At 73.7% G+C, this 15,158-nt stretch carries 16 protein-coding genes and 1 tRNA gene; 9 read left to right on the top strand and 8 right to left on the bottom strand.

Translation table 11 applies throughout. The features are described 5' to 3' along the window. The first annotated feature begins 161 nt into the window (after positions 1-161). The 3 genes from M8330_RS01465 (at position 162) to M8330_RS01455 (ending at position 1,739) form a co-directional block, all read left to right on the top strand. Positions 162-246 (top strand) — tRNA-Leu (locus M8330_RS01465). Between the two features lie 193 nt (positions 247-439). Then, complete coding sequence (locus tag M8330_RS01460) at positions 440-1,051, top strand: hypothetical protein (protein WP_250054416.1); 612 nt, start codon at positions 440-442, stop codon at positions 1,049-1,051. An 85-nt stretch (positions 1,052-1,136) separates the two neighbouring features. Continuing rightward, complete coding sequence (locus tag M8330_RS01455; protein ID WP_250054415.1) at positions 1,137-1,739, top strand: LysR family transcriptional regulator substrate-binding protein; 603 nt, start codon at positions 1,137-1,139, stop codon at positions 1,737-1,739. A 30-nt stretch (positions 1,740-1,769) separates the two neighbouring features. Here M8330_RS01455 and M8330_RS01450 read toward each other — a convergent pair whose 3' ends face one another. Both M8330_RS01450 and M8330_RS01445 read right to left on the bottom strand, forming a co-directional pair. Beyond that, positions 1,770-3,200, bottom strand: coding sequence for a GuaB1 family IMP dehydrogenase-related protein (locus M8330_RS01450; RefSeq protein ID WP_250825882.1), 1,431 nt, complete (start codon positions 3,198-3,200; stop codon positions 1,770-1,772). 141 nt (positions 3,201-3,341) lie between these two features. Further along, on the bottom strand, positions 3,342-3,752 hold the full coding sequence (locus tag M8330_RS01445; RefSeq protein WP_250054411.1) for an ankyrin repeat domain-containing protein: 411 nt from the start codon (positions 3,750-3,752) through the stop codon (positions 3,342-3,344). Positions 3,753-3,869: 117 nt separating this feature from the next. On the opposite strand from M8330_RS01445, the gene galK reads away from it, so the two are divergent. After that, positions 3,870-5,042, top strand: a complete 1,173-nt coding sequence (gene galK, locus M8330_RS01440; protein ID WP_250825881.1) for a galactokinase — start codon at positions 3,870-3,872, stop codon at positions 5,040-5,042. A 35-nt stretch (positions 5,043-5,077) separates the two neighbouring features. Here galK and M8330_RS01435 read toward each other — a convergent pair whose 3' ends face one another. Further along, the gene (locus tag M8330_RS01435; RefSeq protein ID WP_250825880.1) at positions 5,078-6,406 is read right to left on the bottom strand and encodes a DUF2252 domain-containing protein; all 1,329 of its coding nucleotides are present in this window, start codon (positions 6,404-6,406) and stop codon (positions 5,078-5,080) included. Positions 6,407-6,549: 143 nt separating this feature from the next. Here M8330_RS01435 and def point away from each other — a divergent pair, with 143 nt between their 5' ends. Then, the gene (gene def, locus M8330_RS01430; protein ID WP_250825879.1) at positions 6,550-7,155 is read left to right on the top strand and encodes a peptide deformylase; all 606 of its coding nucleotides are present in this window, start codon (positions 6,550-6,552) and stop codon (positions 7,153-7,155) included. Between the two features lie 67 nt (positions 7,156-7,222). Here def and M8330_RS01425 read toward each other — a convergent pair whose 3' ends face one another. Together M8330_RS01425 and cobA are read right to left on the bottom strand one after the other, a co-directional pair. After that, positions 7,223-8,026: a TrmH family RNA methyltransferase gene (locus M8330_RS01425; RefSeq protein WP_250825878.1), complete on the bottom strand. Its 804-nt coding sequence runs from the start codon at positions 8,024-8,026 to the stop codon at positions 7,223-7,225. A gap of 3 nt (positions 8,027-8,029) precedes the next feature. Beyond that, a complete protein-coding gene (gene cobA / locus M8330_RS01420; RefSeq protein WP_250825877.1) occupies positions 8,030-9,277 on the bottom strand; it encodes a uroporphyrinogen-III C-methyltransferase in 1,248 nt (415 codons plus the stop codon). 89 nt (positions 9,278-9,366) lie between these two features. Here cobA and M8330_RS01415 point away from each other — a divergent pair, with 89 nt between their 5' ends. Beyond that, complete coding sequence (locus M8330_RS01415; RefSeq protein ID WP_250825876.1) at positions 9,367-9,894, top strand: YbhB/YbcL family Raf kinase inhibitor-like protein; 528 nt, start codon at positions 9,367-9,369, stop codon at positions 9,892-9,894. Positions 9,895-9,901: 7 nt separating this feature from the next. Here M8330_RS01415 and M8330_RS01410 read toward each other — a convergent pair whose 3' ends face one another. The 3 genes from M8330_RS01410 to M8330_RS01400 form a co-directional block, all read right to left on the bottom strand. Continuing rightward, positions 9,902-10,894, bottom strand: coding sequence for a hypothetical protein (locus M8330_RS01410; RefSeq protein WP_250054401.1), 993 nt, complete (start codon positions 10,892-10,894; stop codon positions 9,902-9,904). Positions 10,895-10,962: 68 nt separating this feature from the next. Continuing rightward, a complete protein-coding gene (locus M8330_RS01405) occupies positions 10,963-11,583 on the bottom strand; it encodes an FMN reductase (RefSeq protein WP_250054400.1) in 621 nt (206 codons plus the stop codon). Next, the gene (locus tag M8330_RS01400; RefSeq protein WP_250054770.1) at positions 11,580-12,722 is read right to left on the bottom strand and encodes an LLM class flavin-dependent oxidoreductase; all 1,143 of its coding nucleotides are present in this window, start codon (positions 12,720-12,722) and stop codon (positions 11,580-11,582) included. Before M8330_RS01400 ends, M8330_RS01405 begins: the two co-directional genes overlap by 4 nt. A gap of 146 nt (positions 12,723-12,868) precedes the next feature. On the opposite strand from M8330_RS01400, the gene M8330_RS01395 reads away from it, so the two are divergent. Genes M8330_RS01395 through M8330_RS01385 form a run of 3 tightly spaced genes read left to right on the top strand, consistent with a single transcriptional unit; the run spans position 12,869 to position 15,137 of the window. Then, the gene (locus M8330_RS01395) at positions 12,869-13,486 is read left to right on the top strand and encodes a hypothetical protein (RefSeq protein ID WP_250054399.1); all 618 of its coding nucleotides are present in this window, start codon (positions 12,869-12,871) and stop codon (positions 13,484-13,486) included. Positions 13,487-13,495: 9 nt separating this feature from the next. Next, positions 13,496-14,305: an ABC transporter permease gene (locus tag M8330_RS01390; protein ID WP_250825875.1), complete on the top strand. Its 810-nt coding sequence runs from the start codon at positions 13,496-13,498 to the stop codon at positions 14,303-14,305. After that, positions 14,298-15,137: an ABC transporter permease gene (locus M8330_RS01385; RefSeq protein ID WP_250054397.1), complete on the top strand. Its 840-nt coding sequence runs from the start codon at positions 14,298-14,300 to the stop codon at positions 15,135-15,137. Before M8330_RS01390 ends, M8330_RS01385 begins: the two co-directional genes overlap by 8 nt. Positions 15,138-15,158 lie beyond the last annotated feature (21 nt).

Raw genomic sequence — 15,158 nt, 5'->3', positions numbered from 1 at the left:
AGCATGCCATCGTGGTCGTGGGCGGGCCCTCGCCCCGGCGGGGTGTTCGCCCGTGCGAGCCGCACGCCGGCCGCAGATGTGGTTCTGACCTGCGGAAAGACAGGGGTGTGGCGTCCCGATTGGTGAGTCGCGGCGGTGTCTTGCTACGGTTCCACCACCTCGTCCGGGTGGCGGAATAGGCAGACGCGCTAGCTTGAGGTGCTAGTCCCCGTATAGGGGGTGGGGGTTCAAGTCCCCCCTCGGACACAGGAAGACGGAAGGGCGGCCCCCGGGCCGCCCTTCCGGCGTTTTCACGCCTGTTCACCGAGTTGTCCGGATCTTGTCCTACGGATGCCGGTCAGGGGCTCAGGACGTCCGACTCTGCGCCGAAGGCTCAGAGGTACCCCTGTGACGGCACGGACGCCCGAGGGGTCGCGAGACCTACGGATGGGACGCACACATGGACTCCATGGACGGACTCTGGGCCGCCGCCTGCCGCACGAGCCGCCGACGGGGCGCGGTCGCCGCGATCGCGCCGCTGCCGCACCTCGACGAGGAGCTGTTCGCCACCCTCGACCTGGTGATGGGCAGCCACGAGGTGGGCTGGCACGACGTCGAGGACACCCTGGCCCTCTACCTGTTCCTGCTGACGTCCTCGGAGACCACCGAGCCCGGGCTGCACGTCTACCCCTCGCTCTCCCAGGCCGCCGCGTTCCTGCACTCCCATCGCGCGCTCCAGGGACGCGACGAGCGCTGCGACCTGTGCCCCGCCGGCCTGCGCGGCCACAAGGCCGTCGACGTCGTGCCGGACGCCGAGGCCACCGCCGTCGCCCGCCTCGTCGCCGCCGCGCACCCGCCCATCACCGGCACCCGCGAGACCGTGCTCGTCTACGAGTGGGTCATGGCCACCTCCCGGCTGCACTGGTACGGCGAGGAGCGCGTCTACGACGACGGCACCGGCGCCGGCCGCTTCCTGCACCAGTGGCGCACCGATCTCGGTCTCGAGGACGCCGACGCCGTCGACGCGTGCCTGCTGTGCGCCTCGGGCGACGAGGTGCTGGAGATCGCCTGACCCGCGGGCCGACGCCTGGGTCGCCACGATCGTCGGAGAGCCCGTCGAGGCGGGTGGACGACGGCGTGGCACCTAGGCTGGGCGCATGGACGGGCACCTCGAGGACTGGCCGCTGCGTGTCGGGTTCGTGACCGGGGCGACCCCGGACAAGTGGGCCCGCGTCTACCGCGGCCGCATCTCCTCCGGCATGGAGCTCGTGCCGCTCACCGAGGACGCGCAGACCGACGGCCTGGTGGACCGCACCCTCGACATGGCGCTGGTCCGCCTGCCGGTCGACCGCGACGGCCTCGGGCTGCACTGCATCCCGCTCTACGAGGAGCTCCCCGTGGCCGTCATGGGCCACGAGCACCTGCTCAGCCTCCTGGAGGAGGTCTCCACCGAGGACCTGGCCGAGGAGCAGCTGGTGCTGCCCGAGCGGTCCGGCTGGGTGCCCGCTGTCGAGCAGCTGCCCTGGCCGCCCATGAGCGAGAAGGACGCGGTCGAGACCGTCGCCGCGGGTACCGGCGTGGCCGTCGTCCCGATGTCGGTGGCGCGCCTGTACCACCGCCGCGACGCCACGCACCGCGTCGTCACCGACCTGCCCGGCACCAAGGTCGGCCTCGCCTGGCTCAAGGACCGGGACGAGGACCCGCGCATCCAGGCCTTCATCGGCGTGGTGCGCGGGCGCACGGCCCGGTCCTCCCGCTAGGAGCCGACCCGGCAGCGGGCCGGCAGCAGGTCACCAGCTGGTGGCCAGCGGGCGTCCCTCGGCGTAGCCCGCGGCGGACTGCACGCCCACGGTCACGTTCTCGTGCAGCTCGGCGATGCTCGCGGCACCCGCGTAGGTGCAGGCGGAGCGGACGCCCGAGCAGATCTGGTCGATGAGGTCCTCCACGCCCGGACGTGCGGGGTCCAGGTACATCCGCGAGGCCGAGATGCCCTCCTCGTAGAGGCCCTTGCGGGCCCGGTCGTAGGCCGACTCCCCCGTCGTCCGGTTCGCCACGGCGCGGGCCGAGGCCATCCCGAAGGACACCTTGTACTGACGGCCGCCGTCCTCGACGAGGTCGCCCGGCGACTCGTGGGTGCCGGCGAACCAGGAACCGATCATCACGCTGGAGGCGCCGGCCGCGAGCGCCAGCGCCACGTCGCGCGGGTGCCGCACGCCGCCGTCGGCCCACACGTGCGCGCCGAGGTCACGGGCGGCCGCGGCGCACTCCAGCACGGCGGAGAACTGCGGCCGACCCATCCCGGTCATCATCCGTGTGGTGCACATGGCGCCGGGCCCCACGCCCACCTTGACGATGTCGGCGCCGGCCTCGACCAGCGCCCGGGTGCCCGCCGCCGAGACCACGTTGCCCGCGACCACGGGCACGGTGGGCGCGAGGGCCCGCACCGCCGCCAGCGCCTCGAGCATCCGGTCCTGGTGACCGTGGGCGGTGTCCACGACCAGGCAGTCGACGCCCGCGGCGAGCAGCTCGGCGGCCTTGCCGGCGACGTCCCCGTTCACCCCGACGGCGGCGGCGACGCGCAGCCCGCCCGTGGCGTCCAGGGCGGGGCGGTAGAGGGTCGCGCGCAGGGCGCCGGCCCGGGTCAGGACGCCGGCCAGGCCGCCGTCCTGGTCGACGGCGACCGCGAGGGGCGCGCGGGCCGCGTCGATCCGGTCGAAGGCGGTGCGGGCGTCGGTGCCGGCGTCCACCTGCACCTCGATGGGCCGCATGACCTGGTGCACCTGGGCGAACCGGTCGACCTCGGCGCAGTCCTCGACGGTCACCAGGCCGACCGGGCGACCCTCGGCGAGGACGACGGCGGCCCGGTGCGCCCGCTTCGGCATCAGGGCCAGGGCCTCGGCGACCGTCTGGTCGGGACGCAGCACGATCGGGGTGTCGTAGACGTGGTGCCGCGACTTCACGAAGCGGACCACCTCGGTGACCACCGGGACGGGGATGTCCTGCGGGATCACCACCAGGCCACCGCGGCGGGCGACGGTCTCGGCCATCCGCTTGCCGGCGATGGCGGTCATGTTCGCCACCACCAGCGGCACGGTCGCCCCGGTGCCGTCCGTGTTGGCGAGGTCGACGTCGTAGCGGCTGGCGACCGAGCTGGGCCCGGGGACCATGAAGACGTCGTCGTAGGTCAGGTCGTGGCGGGGTGTCTCGTGGAGGAACTGCACGTGCCCGGACGGTACGCCAGCCCCGGCAACCCTGGGGCAGCCGAACGTCCCGGTACCCCGGGTTTGGTCACCAACGCTGTCGGATCCGGGCCGGAGCACCGGGTTGGTGACCAAACGTGAGCCGAAGGACGACCGCCGGTCTCAGGTGAGGCTGCGGCCGAACATCTCGGCGGTGGCGCGGGCGGTGGGGGCGCCGTGGTCGAGGTCGGCGCCCAGGGCCAGCAGGGTGCTGACGACGTCGTCCTCGCCCTTGAACACGGCACCGGCCAGCGGCGACTGGCCGCGGTCGTTGAGGCGGTCGACGTCGGCGCCACGCTCGGCCAGGCCACGCACCAGGGCGGCGTGACCGTGGTAGGCGGCGAGCATGAGCAGCGTGTTGCCGTCCGCGCCGGTCAGGTCCGCCGGCGCGCCGGCGTCGACGTAGGCCAGCACGCGCTCGGTGTCGCCCCCGCGGGCCCAGTCGAGCATCTGCTGGGCGAGCTCGACGAGGGCGGGGTCCACCGCCTCGTCACGCGTCCCGTCGTCGGTGGGGCCTGTCTGCTGCGCTGCCATGGCTCCAGCCTGCCGCGGTGGAGGACCACGCGGTTCGCCCGGCAGGAGGGTGGCGGCAGGAGGGAGGCGGCAGGAGGGGTGAACGGCCGCGCGAGCGACGACTCCTAGGGTGACGCCATGACGTTCCTGGAGCCGGGCGACCCGCAGACCACCGCCGAGCATCTCGGCGGCGCGTTCAGGGAGGCGTTCGGTGCGCCCGCGCAGGTCGTCGGACGCGCGCCCGGCCGGGTCAACCTCATCGGCGAGCACACCGACTACAACGCCGGGCTCGTGCTGCCCCTCGCCCTGGCCCACGCCACGTTCGCGGCCGCGCGCCGACGCACGGACGACCGGGTCCGCGTGCGCAGCCGCCAGAGCGACGAGACCTGGGAGGGCACGCTCGCCGAGGCGTCCGCGGCGCCGGGCTGGGCCGGGTACGCCGCCGGGGTCCTGTGGGCCCTGGCCGAGCGCGAGGGCGTGCCGGTGCCGGGCATGGACGTGCTGGTCGACTCGACGGTGCCGCTCGGTGCGGGGCTGTCCAGCTCGGCGGCGCTGGAGTGCGCCGTGGCGGTGGCCGCCGTCGCCCTGGCGGACCAGGAGCTCGACGACGACCTGCGCGCCCGTCTCGTGCGGGCGGCGATGACGGCCGAGACCGAGGTCGTCGGCGCCCCCACGGGGGGCATGGACCAGACGATCGCCATGCACGGACGAGGCGGCGCGGCCCTCCTGATCGACTTCCGTTCCGGGGAGCACCGCCCGGTGCCGCTGGACCTCGACGACCTCGGGCTCACCGTGCTGGTCACCGACACTCGGGTCTCCCACGCCCTGCACGACGGCGGCTACGCCTCGCGCCGCGCCGACTGCGAGGAGGCGGCCCGGCTGCTGGGGCTGCCCAGCCTGCGCGAGGCCACCCTCGAGCAGGTCGAGGGCCTGGCCGACGACCGGCTGCGCCGTCGGGCCAGGCACATCGTCACCGAGATCGCCCGGGTCACCGCCACGGTGGAGGCCCTCGCCGAGCAGGACCGGGCCGCACTCGGCCGACTGTTCCTGGCCTCCCACGTTTCCATGCGCGACGACTTCGAGATCTCCTGCGAGGAGCTCGACACGGTGGTGGAGACCGCCGTGGAGGCCGGCGCCGTGGGCGCCCGGATGACCGGCGGGGGCTTCGGCGGCTCGGCGGTCTCGCTGGTGCCGACCGAGCGGGTGAGCGCCGTCGTCCGGGCGATCGACGCCCGCTTCGTCACCGCCGGCTTCCGTGCGCCCGCCCACCTGCTGGGCGTCCCCTCGGTCGGGGCCGGGAGGCTGGGCTGAGGCGGGGAGCTGAGGCGGGAAGCCGAGGGCGTGCCTCAGGTCGCCGAGACCGAGATCCGGCCCGACCGGAAGGCCTCGACGAACAGCCCGTGGTCGGTGCGCACCTGCTCGGCGTAGGCGGCGCCGGCGTCCGCGAGCCACGACACCAGGTCGTCCTCGCGCTCCCCCAGCGAGGCGAGGACGGCGTCCTCGACCTGGAAGTCGACGAGGTCCTGGTCGGAGTCCGAGTCCGACGCGCAGTGGATCTTGGCGGTCGCGCGCCCCAGCAGCCCGACCACCTCCCGGATGTCGTCGGGCTCGGTGAGGTCGGCCCAGTCCAGGTCCTCCTCGTACGGGGAGACCTCGGAGACGACGTAGCCGACGCCGTCGATGTCGGTCCAGCCGAGCAGCGGGTCGGTGTGGGCCTGGAGGGCGCGCTGGGACACGACGGTGCGCTGGCCCTCGTGGTCGAAGTACCGCTCGACGGCGTCGGTGTCGACGTAGCGGCTCACGGCCGGCACGTTGGCCTGCTTCATCGAGAGGATGACATCGTTGTCCAGCGCCTGGCTGTGGCCCTCGATCAGCAGGCTGTAGGCGGGCAGGCCCGCGCTGCCGATGCCGAAGCCGGACTTGCCGGCCACGTCGCGCAGGTCGTGGAAGACGCTGGAGCGGCGCCGGTCGGCCGGGATCGTCTCCAGGTAGCGGCGGTAGGCGTCCTCCACGCGGGCGCGCTCGTCGTCGGGGAGACGGCGGATGGTCGCGTCCTCCAGGAACATCCGCACCTCGCCCTCGCGGGTCGTGTTCGCGTCGAGCAGGCCGGCGCGCCGGTTCTGGCGGGCCGCGGCGAGTGCCGCGCGGATCGGGCCGGAGGTGTTGTCCAGGGTGAGGGCGAAGTCGTCGTCGTGGTCCTGCGCGTAGGTGCGCACCTGGTCCAGGTAGGACCGGACGTAGGCCGCGACCAGGTCGCGCACGTCGTCCTCGGGCAGCGCCTTCTGCCACCCCGTGAGGGACAGCGAGGCGGCGAAGCGCAGCAGGTCCCACGTCCAGGACCCCACGTAGGCCTCGTCGAAGTCGTTGACGTCGAAGACGAGCCGACCGTCGGAGTCGAGGTAGGTGCCGAAGTTCTCCACGTACAGGTCGCCGTGGACCCAGATCCGGCCCGACCGCTCGTCGGAGAAGTCGTCGGGGCGACCCACCAGGTCGTCCACGTGGCCCGCGGTCACGTCCCGGAAGAACAGGCACGCCGTGCCCCGGTAGAATGCGTGCGAGTCCTTGGCCATCTTGCGGTACTTGCCGCGGAACGCCGCCGGGTCGGCCTGCATCAGCCCACCGAAGGCGTCCTCGAGGGTCTCGACGATCGTCTGGATGCGCTTCTCGGTGTCCATGAGGGGCAGCGTTCCCGTTCCCGGCACCGGCCTCTCACCCCCGGGGGTGAGAGGCCCCGCGAAGGCAGGACGACGGAGGCGCGGGTGCGGCCCCGAGGGGCCTCGATGGGCGCTGGGCCGCCGTCGTCCCTAGGATCCTGCGCATGTCGGAGACCGCTGTTCCCCCGCCGCCCGAGCACGCCCCCCACGGCCAGCTGCCCACCGGCGGCTCCGTGCGGGCGATCACCCGCTGGGGCGAGCCCGTGATGCACCGCGTGCAGGAGCCGGTCAGCACCTACGACGACGAGCTGCGCGCGCTGGCTGCCGACATGGTCGCCACCATGTACGCCGCCGACGGGGTGGGCCTGGCCGCGTGCCAGATCGGCGTGGACCGCTCGATCTTCGTCTTCGACTGTCCCGACGCCTCCGGCGAGCGGACGGTCGGCGTGGTCTGCAACCCCGTCCTGACCCTCCCCGAGGGCAAGGACCGCCAGATCGACACCGACCTCGAGGGCTGCCTGTCCTACCCCGGCGCCTTCGTGGACTGCTCCCGCCCCGACCACGCCGCGGTCACGGGCACCGGCCTCGACGGCGAGCCCGTCGCCTTCGAGGGCGACGGCCTGCTCGCACGGTGCCTGCAGCACGAGACCGACCACCTGCAGGGCACCGTCTTCGGCGACCGGATCGCCACGAAGGCTCGCAAGAAGCTGACCAAGGAGCACGACCGGGCCGTGGAGGAGTACCCGGCCGGCTGGCCGCTCGAGGCCTGAGCGCCCCTCGGACGGGCCCCCGGTGCTCGCCGCGGGGCCCGACCCGGGGCCCGACCTGGGGCCGGGGCTACCGCCGCACGGCGACGTAGCAGGCCACGGCGGACGCGGCGGCGACGTTGAGGCTGTCGACACCGGCGGCCATGGGGATCACCGCCCGGACGTCGGCGGAGGCCTGCCAGCGCGCCGAGAGACCGTCGCCCTCGGTGCCGAGCACCAGGGCGAGCCGTTCCGCGCCCACCACGGCGTCGGCGAGGTCGACGGAGTCCTCGGCGAGCGTGAGCGCCACCGTGCGGAACCCGGCGGCCGACAGGTCGGTCATGGCGGCGTACCAGTCCTCGACGCGCGTCCACGGCACCGAGAACACGGTGCCCATGGAGACCTTCACGGAGCGCCGGTACAGCGGGTCCGCGCACCGGGGCGCCAGCAGCACCGCGTCCACCCCGAGGCCGGCGGCGGAGCGGAAGACCGAGCCGACGTTCGTGTGGTCGACGATGTCCTCGAGCACCACCACGGTGCGTGCCCCCGCCAGCACGTCGGCGACCGCCGGCAGCGGCGTGCGCGCCAGCGAGGCCAGGGCCCCGCGGTGCAGGTGGAACCCGACGATCCCCTCGAGGAGCGGCTCGGGGGCGACGTAGCAGACGACGTCGACGGCCTCGAGGACGTCGTGGAGGCCCTCGACCCAGCGCGGGCTCATCAGGAAGGAGCGCGGCGGGTACCCGGCGGCCACCGCCCGCCGCACCACCTTCTCCCCCTCGGCCAGGAACAGGCCGTGCTCGGCCTCGAGGCTGCGGCGCAGCTGGGTGTCGCGCAGGTCCCGGTAGTCGGCGAGCCGGGGATCGTCGGCGTCGGTGACCTCGACCAGTCGTGCCACGGGTCAGGCGAGCCCGTAGTGACCGGGCTTGGCCACGGCCACGACCTGGCCGACCACGATGATGGCGGGCGGGCGCACCTCGTGGGCGACGAGGTCGGCAGCGAGCGAGCCCAGCGTGGTCAACACCGTGCGTTCCTCGGGCAGCGTGCCCTCGACGACCACGGCGACCGGGGTCCCGGCGTCGCGCCCGCCCTCCATCAGCGTCGTCGCGATGAGCGGGGCGTTCTCCACGGCCATGAGCAGCACCACAGTGCCGCGCATGCGAGCCACGGCCGACCAGTCGACGAGCGAGGTGGGGTGACCCGGGGGCACGTGGCCGGAGATGACGGTGAACTCGTGCGCGACGCCGCGGTGGGTCACCGGGATGCCCGCCCGGGCGGGCACGGAGATCGAGGACGTCAGGCCGGGCACCACCGTCACCGGCACACCGGCCTCCTGGCAGGCGATGACCTCCTCGTAGCCGCGGCCGAAGACGTAGTTGTCGCCGCCCTTGAACCGGACGACGCGCTTGCCCTCGAGCGCCCGGTTCACGATCGTCTCGTTGATGACCTCCTGGGTCGTGTGCCGACCGCGCGGCAGCTTCGCCACGTCGACGAGCTCCACGTGCGCCGGCAGCTCGTCGAGCAGCTCGCGGGGCGCCAGCCGGTCCGCGACGACGACGTCGGCCGAGGCCAGCGCGTGCCGGGCCGCGACGGTGACCAGCTCGGGGTCGCCGGGGCCACCGCCCACGAGCACGACCCCGGCCGTGGTGTCGAGGCCAGCGCGCGCGGAGATGGTGCCGTCGCGCAGGCCGGTCATGATCTCGTCCCGGACGCCGGCCGAGAGACGCGGCTCCCGGTTCGCGAGGACGGCGACGGTGAGGTGTCCGTGCCGCCCGACCGCCGGCGTCCACGCGCTCGACTCGCTGGCGTCGTCGCCGCGCACGCAGAAGATGCGTCGCTCCTCGGCCGCCTCGGCGACCGCGGCGTTGACCGCCGGGTCGTCGGTGAGCGCCAGCGCGTACCAGGCGCCGTCGAGGTCGGCGGGCTCGAACTCACGGGCGTGCCAGGTCAGCACGCCGGTGAGCCCCTCGACCGAGGGCGTGACGTCGGGCGAGACCACGACGACGTCGGCGCCGGCCCGGATGAGCGCCGGGATGCGGCGCTGCGCCACGTGCCCTCCGCCCACGACGAGGACTCGTCGTCCTGCGAGGCGCAGCCCCACCGGGTACGGCGTGTGGTCGGTGCGGTGGTTCTCTCCCGGACGAGTCATGCCCACATTCTCGCGCTCTCGTGTGACAGGGGCATGACCGGGCTCGGAGGGTGAGCGGCCCGCAGCGATGCGCCGCTAGCGTCGAGGGCATGAGTCTCGACCGACCCGTCACCCCGAACCCGTACGAGCTGCTCCCGGCCGCACCGTCCTTCTCGGTCACCAGCACCGACGTCATCGACGGTGCTCCCCTGGACGACGCCCAGGTCGCGTCCGGCGGCAACACCAGCCCCCAGCTGTCCTGGGAGCCCGGCCCGGAGGGCACCAAGAGCTACACCGTCACCTGCTTCGACCCCGACGCCCCGACCCCGAGCGGCTTCTGGCACTGGGTCCTCGTCGACCTGCCCGCCGACTGCACTGAGCTCCCCACCGGCGCCGGCAAGGAGGGCGCGGACCTGCCCGGGGCCGCGTTCATGTGCCGCAACGACGGTGGCACCCACGCCTTCATGGGCGCGGCCCCGCCGGAGGGCGACCAGGTGCACCGGTACTACTTCGTGGTGCACGCCGTGACCGAGGACAGCCTCGGCGTCGACGCCGACGCCTCCCCCGCGGTCGTCTCCTTCAACCTGGCGTTCAAGACGGCGGGCCGCGCGATCCTGCACGGCACCTACCAGCACTGATCCCCGGTCAGGACGAGGCGGGGCGCCGCCCCCGGGCCTGCTGCAGCGTCGGCACGTCGACCCGCGCCACGCGGTAGACCGAGGCGCGCGTGCTCTCGAGGGCTCGCCGGGCCGGGGCGCCGCAGCGCGCCGGGTCGGTGAGCCAGGTGAACAGCGCCCGGTCGTGGGTCAGCAGCCCCGAGCCCACGTCGGCCACCGCCGCGGCCAGCAGGGCCCCGGCGCCTCCCACCGGTGCCGGCTCCTCGCCGAGCTCCTGGGCCAGCACGCGCTCCGCCTCGTCCAGGATGACGTCGGGGACGACGGCCTGGCGCCGCCGGGCGAGCTCGTCACGCACCTGGGGCAGGCTGCCGGCGGCCTGGCTGCCCGCAGCCTCCTCCAGGGCGTCCACGAGGTCGCCCAGGTGCCGCTCCATCAGCCAGGACGGCATGCCGCGCGCGGCGAGCAGGCGCGTCAGCCAGTCCACCTGGCGCTGCGACTCCGTGAGGGGCTGGTCGGCGAGCTGGGCGAGCCAGGCCGAGTCGGTGCCGGAGTAGCGCCCGGCGCTGTCGGCGTAGCGGGCCCCGTAGTACGGCACGTGCGCACAGGTGCGGTGCGCGGCACGCACGGCCGCCCGCAGCAGTCGGGCGTCGGTGGTCACCGGGTAGACCCCGCCCTCCGGGTTGAGGACTCCGGCGTCGACGACCATGCCCCGGGCGCGGTACCCGAGGCCCCGCACCACGCTGTCGTGGGCCTCCCCCACCAGCCGCAGCGTCTCGGCGTTGCCGATCGCGGCGGCGCCGTCGGTCAGGAGGACCGTCAGCTCCTCCGCGTCGGTGGTACCGACGTGGCAGGCGATCCGCTCGACCGAGGCGATCGCGGCCCACACGGCTGCGTCGGGGACGGAGCCCTCCTCCTCACGGGAGACCGCCGCGAGCAGCTCGTCACGGACCCGCGCGTCCTGCGCGCCCGGCTCCTGCGTCGGCAGCCCCGGGTGGGCCTGGTCGGTGTCCGGCTCCTCCATGCCTCGATCCAACCACCCGTCCCTCGCCGCGCCCACGCCTGGGCGCGGCGAGGAGGACGGGAGCCCGGTCAGGTGCCGGGGGTGCTCGCCCGCCGCAGCAGGTCCTCGAAGGCGACCGGCGAGGCGACCTGCTCCTCGAACGAGGTGGGGCGACCGGCCGCCGGGGCGGACGCGACGCCGAGGAGCGCCGCGAGCTCGCCGGCCGCACGCTCGACCCGCTGCTGGAGCGCCGGGTCGGCGAAGTCCTCCGAGGCCGCGAACACGGCGGTGGGCACGACCACGGCCCGCAGGTAGGCGAACAGCGGCCGCAGGGCGTGCTCGAGCACGAGGCTGTGCCGGGCGGTGCCGGCGGTGGCCCCCACGAGCACCGGCTTGCCCGCCAGGGTGCCCGGCTCCAGGACGTCGAAGAACGTCTTGAACAGGCCGGAGTAGCTGGCGCTGAAGACGGGCGTCACGACCACGAGCGCGTCGGCCCGACGGACCAGCTCCACGGCCTCGGCCAGCGCACCGGACGGGAACCCGGTGAGCAGGTTGTCGGCCAGCGGGTGCGCGAGGTCGCGCAGCTCCACCACGTCCACCTCGACCGGCCGTGCCAGGGCGGCCACGGTCGCCTCGGTGAGCCGGTCGGCCAGCAGGCGGGTGGAGGACGGGGTGGAGAGCCCGCCGCTGACGACGACGAGGCGGGTCATGCCGACACCTCTTCCTCGGCGCGACGGCCGGTGACGTCGTCGACGGCGTGGACGCTGCTGTCGCGGGCGCCGCCCGCGGCCGCCACGAGGGACGCGTGCGTGGGGGCGTCGGGCACGTGGGCGGGCCGGCCCTCGGCGAACCCTGCCCGCAGGTCGGGCAGGATCTCGCCGAGCAGGTCGAGCTGCTCCAGGACGGTCTTGAGCGGCAGGCCGGCGTGGTCGATGAGGAACAGCTGGCGCTGGTAGTCACCGACGTAGTCGCGGAAGGACAGGGTGCGCTCCAGCACCTCCTGCGGCGACCCCACGGTCAGCGGGGTGCCCGAGGTGAAGTCCTCCAGCGACGGGCCGTGGCCGTAGACCGGCGCGTTGTCGAAGTACGGACGGAACTCCCGGACGGCGTCCTGGCTGTTGCGACGCATGAAGAACTGGCCGCCGAGGCCGACGATCGCCTGGTCGGCGCGGCCGTGGCCGTAGTGCTCGAAGCGCTGGCGGTAGTAGGCCACCATCTTCTGCGTGTGCGAGGCCGGCCAGAAGATGTGGTTGTGGAAGAAGCCGTCGCCGTAGTACGCCGCCTGCTCGGCGATCTCGGGGCTGCGGATGGACCCGTGCCACACGAACGGGGGCACGCCGTCCAGCGGCCGCGGGGCCGAGGTGAAGCCCTGGAGCGGGGTGCGGAAGCGCCCCTCCCAGTCCACGACGTCCTCGCGCCACAGCCGGTGCAGCAGGGCGTAGTTCTCGATGGCCAGGTTGATGCCCTGGCGGATGTCCTTGCCGAACCACGGGTAGACCGGGCCGGTGTTGCCGCGGCCCATGGTCAGGTCGACGCGGCCGTCGGAGAGGTGCTGGAGCTTGGCGTAGTTCTCCGCGATGAGCACCGGGTCGGTCGTGGTGATCAGGGTCGTCGCCGTCGACAGGATCAGCCGCTCGGTCTGGGCGGCGATGTAGGCCAGCGTCGTGGTGGGCGCCGAGGAGATGAAGGGCGGGTTGTGGTGCTCGCCGGTCGCGAAGACGTCGAGGCCGACCTCCTCGGCCTTCTTCGCGATCGCGACGGTCGCCTTGATCCGCTCGTGCTCGGTCGGGGTGCGGCCCGTGGTCGGGTCCGGCGTCACGTCGCCGACGGTGAAGATGCCGAGCTGCATCCCGGTGTGCTGCTTCTGCTCCATGTCACTCACTCCACCAGAGTAGTTGAATCTTTGAACAATCGCCTCAACCGCGGTGCACGACACGCTATTCCTCGCGGTCGGCAACACCGGCCGCGAGCAGCTCGTCGCGGCATGCTGGACGGATGAGCGAGACCGTCGAGACCCGTCCTCCCGCAGCGGTGGCGCCCGGAGGACCGGCCGTCTGGGCGGCGGCCGCGGGCCTCGTCCTGCTGCTCACGGCCGGGCAGCTGGCGGTGGCGACCTTCGTGCCCGGCATCGACCGCTTCGCGGGCAAGGCCTTCGGCGCCCGCCTCGTGGCCTACCCGGTGCTGATGCTGCTGGTGCCCGTGCTGTGGTGGGCGACCCATCGCGGCCGCGGGTGGCGCGGGCAGCCCTGGGTGGCGACCACGCTGGTGATGGTCCCGTTCCTGATCGACGTCACCGGCAACACCCTCGACCTCTACGACACGGTCGTGTGGTGGGACGACGCGAACCACTTCGTGAACTGGGCGCTGCTGTGCGGCGGGCTGGGGCTGCTGCTCCCCCGCACCGGCCGGGCGGGGCTGGACGTGCTGGTGGTGGCCGGGCTCGGCGCGGTGCTGGCCATCGGGTGGGAGGTCGGCGAGTGGTGGACGTTCATCCGGCACGGCACGGAGCTGGGCACCGCCTACGAGGACACGCTGGGCGACGAGGTGCTCGGGACGCTGGGTGCGACGGTCGCAGGCGTGTCGATCGCCCTCGTGCGGCGCCGCCGCCGGTAGCGTCGAGCGGTGCCCGGGCTCCGTCTCCACCTCGCCGTGGCGGTCCGGTCCTTCCGTCGCTGGTCGACCTACCGCGCCGCGACGCTGTCGGGCATCTTCACCAACTCGGTCTTCGGCGTCATCAACGCCTTCGTGCTGCTCGCCGTGTGGCGCGCGAACCCCGGCGCGGGCGGGTACGACGCGACCGACGCGGTCACCTACGTGTGGCTCGGCCAGTCGATGATCATGACGATCATGCTGTGGGGCGGCGGGGCGCCCAGCGACCTGGCCGAGCGCATCCGCACGGGGGACGTCGCGCTGGACCTCTACCGCCCGGTCGGTCTGCTCTCCTGGTACCTCGCCGCGGACGCCGGACGTGCCGTCTTCCACCTGCTCACCCGCGGGGTGGCACCCACGGTCGTCGGCGCGCTGCTCTTCGACCTGCGCTACCCCGACGGCCCGCTGACCGTCCTGGCTTTCGCCCTCAGCGTCGCCCTGGCGCTGCTGGTGAGCTTCGCCGTCCGCATGCTCGTGGCCGTCGCCGGGTTCTGGGTGCTGGACTCCCAGGGGCTCACGATGACCGCGAACCTGCTCGCCATCTTCTTCTCGGGCATCACGCTGCCGCTCGTCCTCTTCCCCGGCTGGCTGGGCGAGGTGGCGATGGTGCTGCCGTGGGCCTCCTACCTGCAGGTGCCGGCCGACGTCTGGCTCGGGCAGCGCACCGGGGGCGCCCTCGTGGGCGGCCTGGCGCTCCAGGTCGGCTGGGCCGTGCTGCTGCTGGGGGCGACCGCGCTCGTGCTCCGGGCCGCCGAGCGCAAGGTGGTGGTCCAGGGTGGCTGACGTCCTGGCTCCCGCACGGCCCCGACCGGCCGCGGTCCTGCGGCACGCCCGGACCTACCTGCGGCTGGCCGCGGCCTGGGTGCGCTCCTCCTACAGCTACCGGCTGTCGTTCTGGCTGATGGTGCTCAGCAGCTTCGCGGTCAACGCGATCGAGTTCCTCGCCGTGGTCTTCATCTTCGCCAACGTGCCCGACCTGGGCGGGTTCTCCCTGCGGGAGGTCGCGTTCCTCTACGGCACCACCGGCGTGCCCATGGCGCTGGCCAACCTGCTGGTCGGCAGCGTCGAGGACCTCGGGCGCAGCATCCGCACCGGGACGCTCGACCAGATGCTGGTGCGTCCGGTGCCGCTGCTCGTGCAGGTCTGCTCGGACCGGTTCGCCCTGCGCCGGGTCGGCCGGCTCGGGCAGGCGGTCGCGGTCCTGGTGTGGGCCGGCCTGTTCGTGGACTGGTCGCCCGCCGCCGTCCTGCTGACGCTGGTGGCGCTGCTCGCGGGCACGGCCATCTTCTTCGGCATCTTCGTGGGTTTCGCGGCCATCCAGTTCTGGACGGCGGACGCCGCCGAGGTCGCCAACGCCTTCACCTACGGCGGCTCGTCGCTGACCCAGTACCCGCTCACGATCTACCCGCGTGAGCTGGTGGCCGGGCTGACCTTCCTCGTGCCCGTCGCCTTCGTGAACTGGTACCCCGCCCTGCTGGTGCTCGACCGTCCCGAGGCCTCCGGCTACCCCGGCTGGCTCGGGCTGGCCTCCCCCGTCGTCGCCGCCCTCGTCCTGGCCCTGGCCGGGCTCGTGTGGCGTCTCGGCGTCCGCCACTACCGCTCGACCGGCTCGTGAGGGCCGGGGAGGAGGAGCCGA

This window comes from Nocardioides bruguierae (genome assembly GCF_023656415.1).
Lineage (GTDB): Bacteria > Actinomycetota > Actinomycetes > Propionibacteriales > Nocardioidaceae > Nocardioides > Nocardioides bruguierae.
Note: the sequence above shows the minus strand (reverse complement) of the source record. Positions and strands in the feature narration are given on the sequence as shown.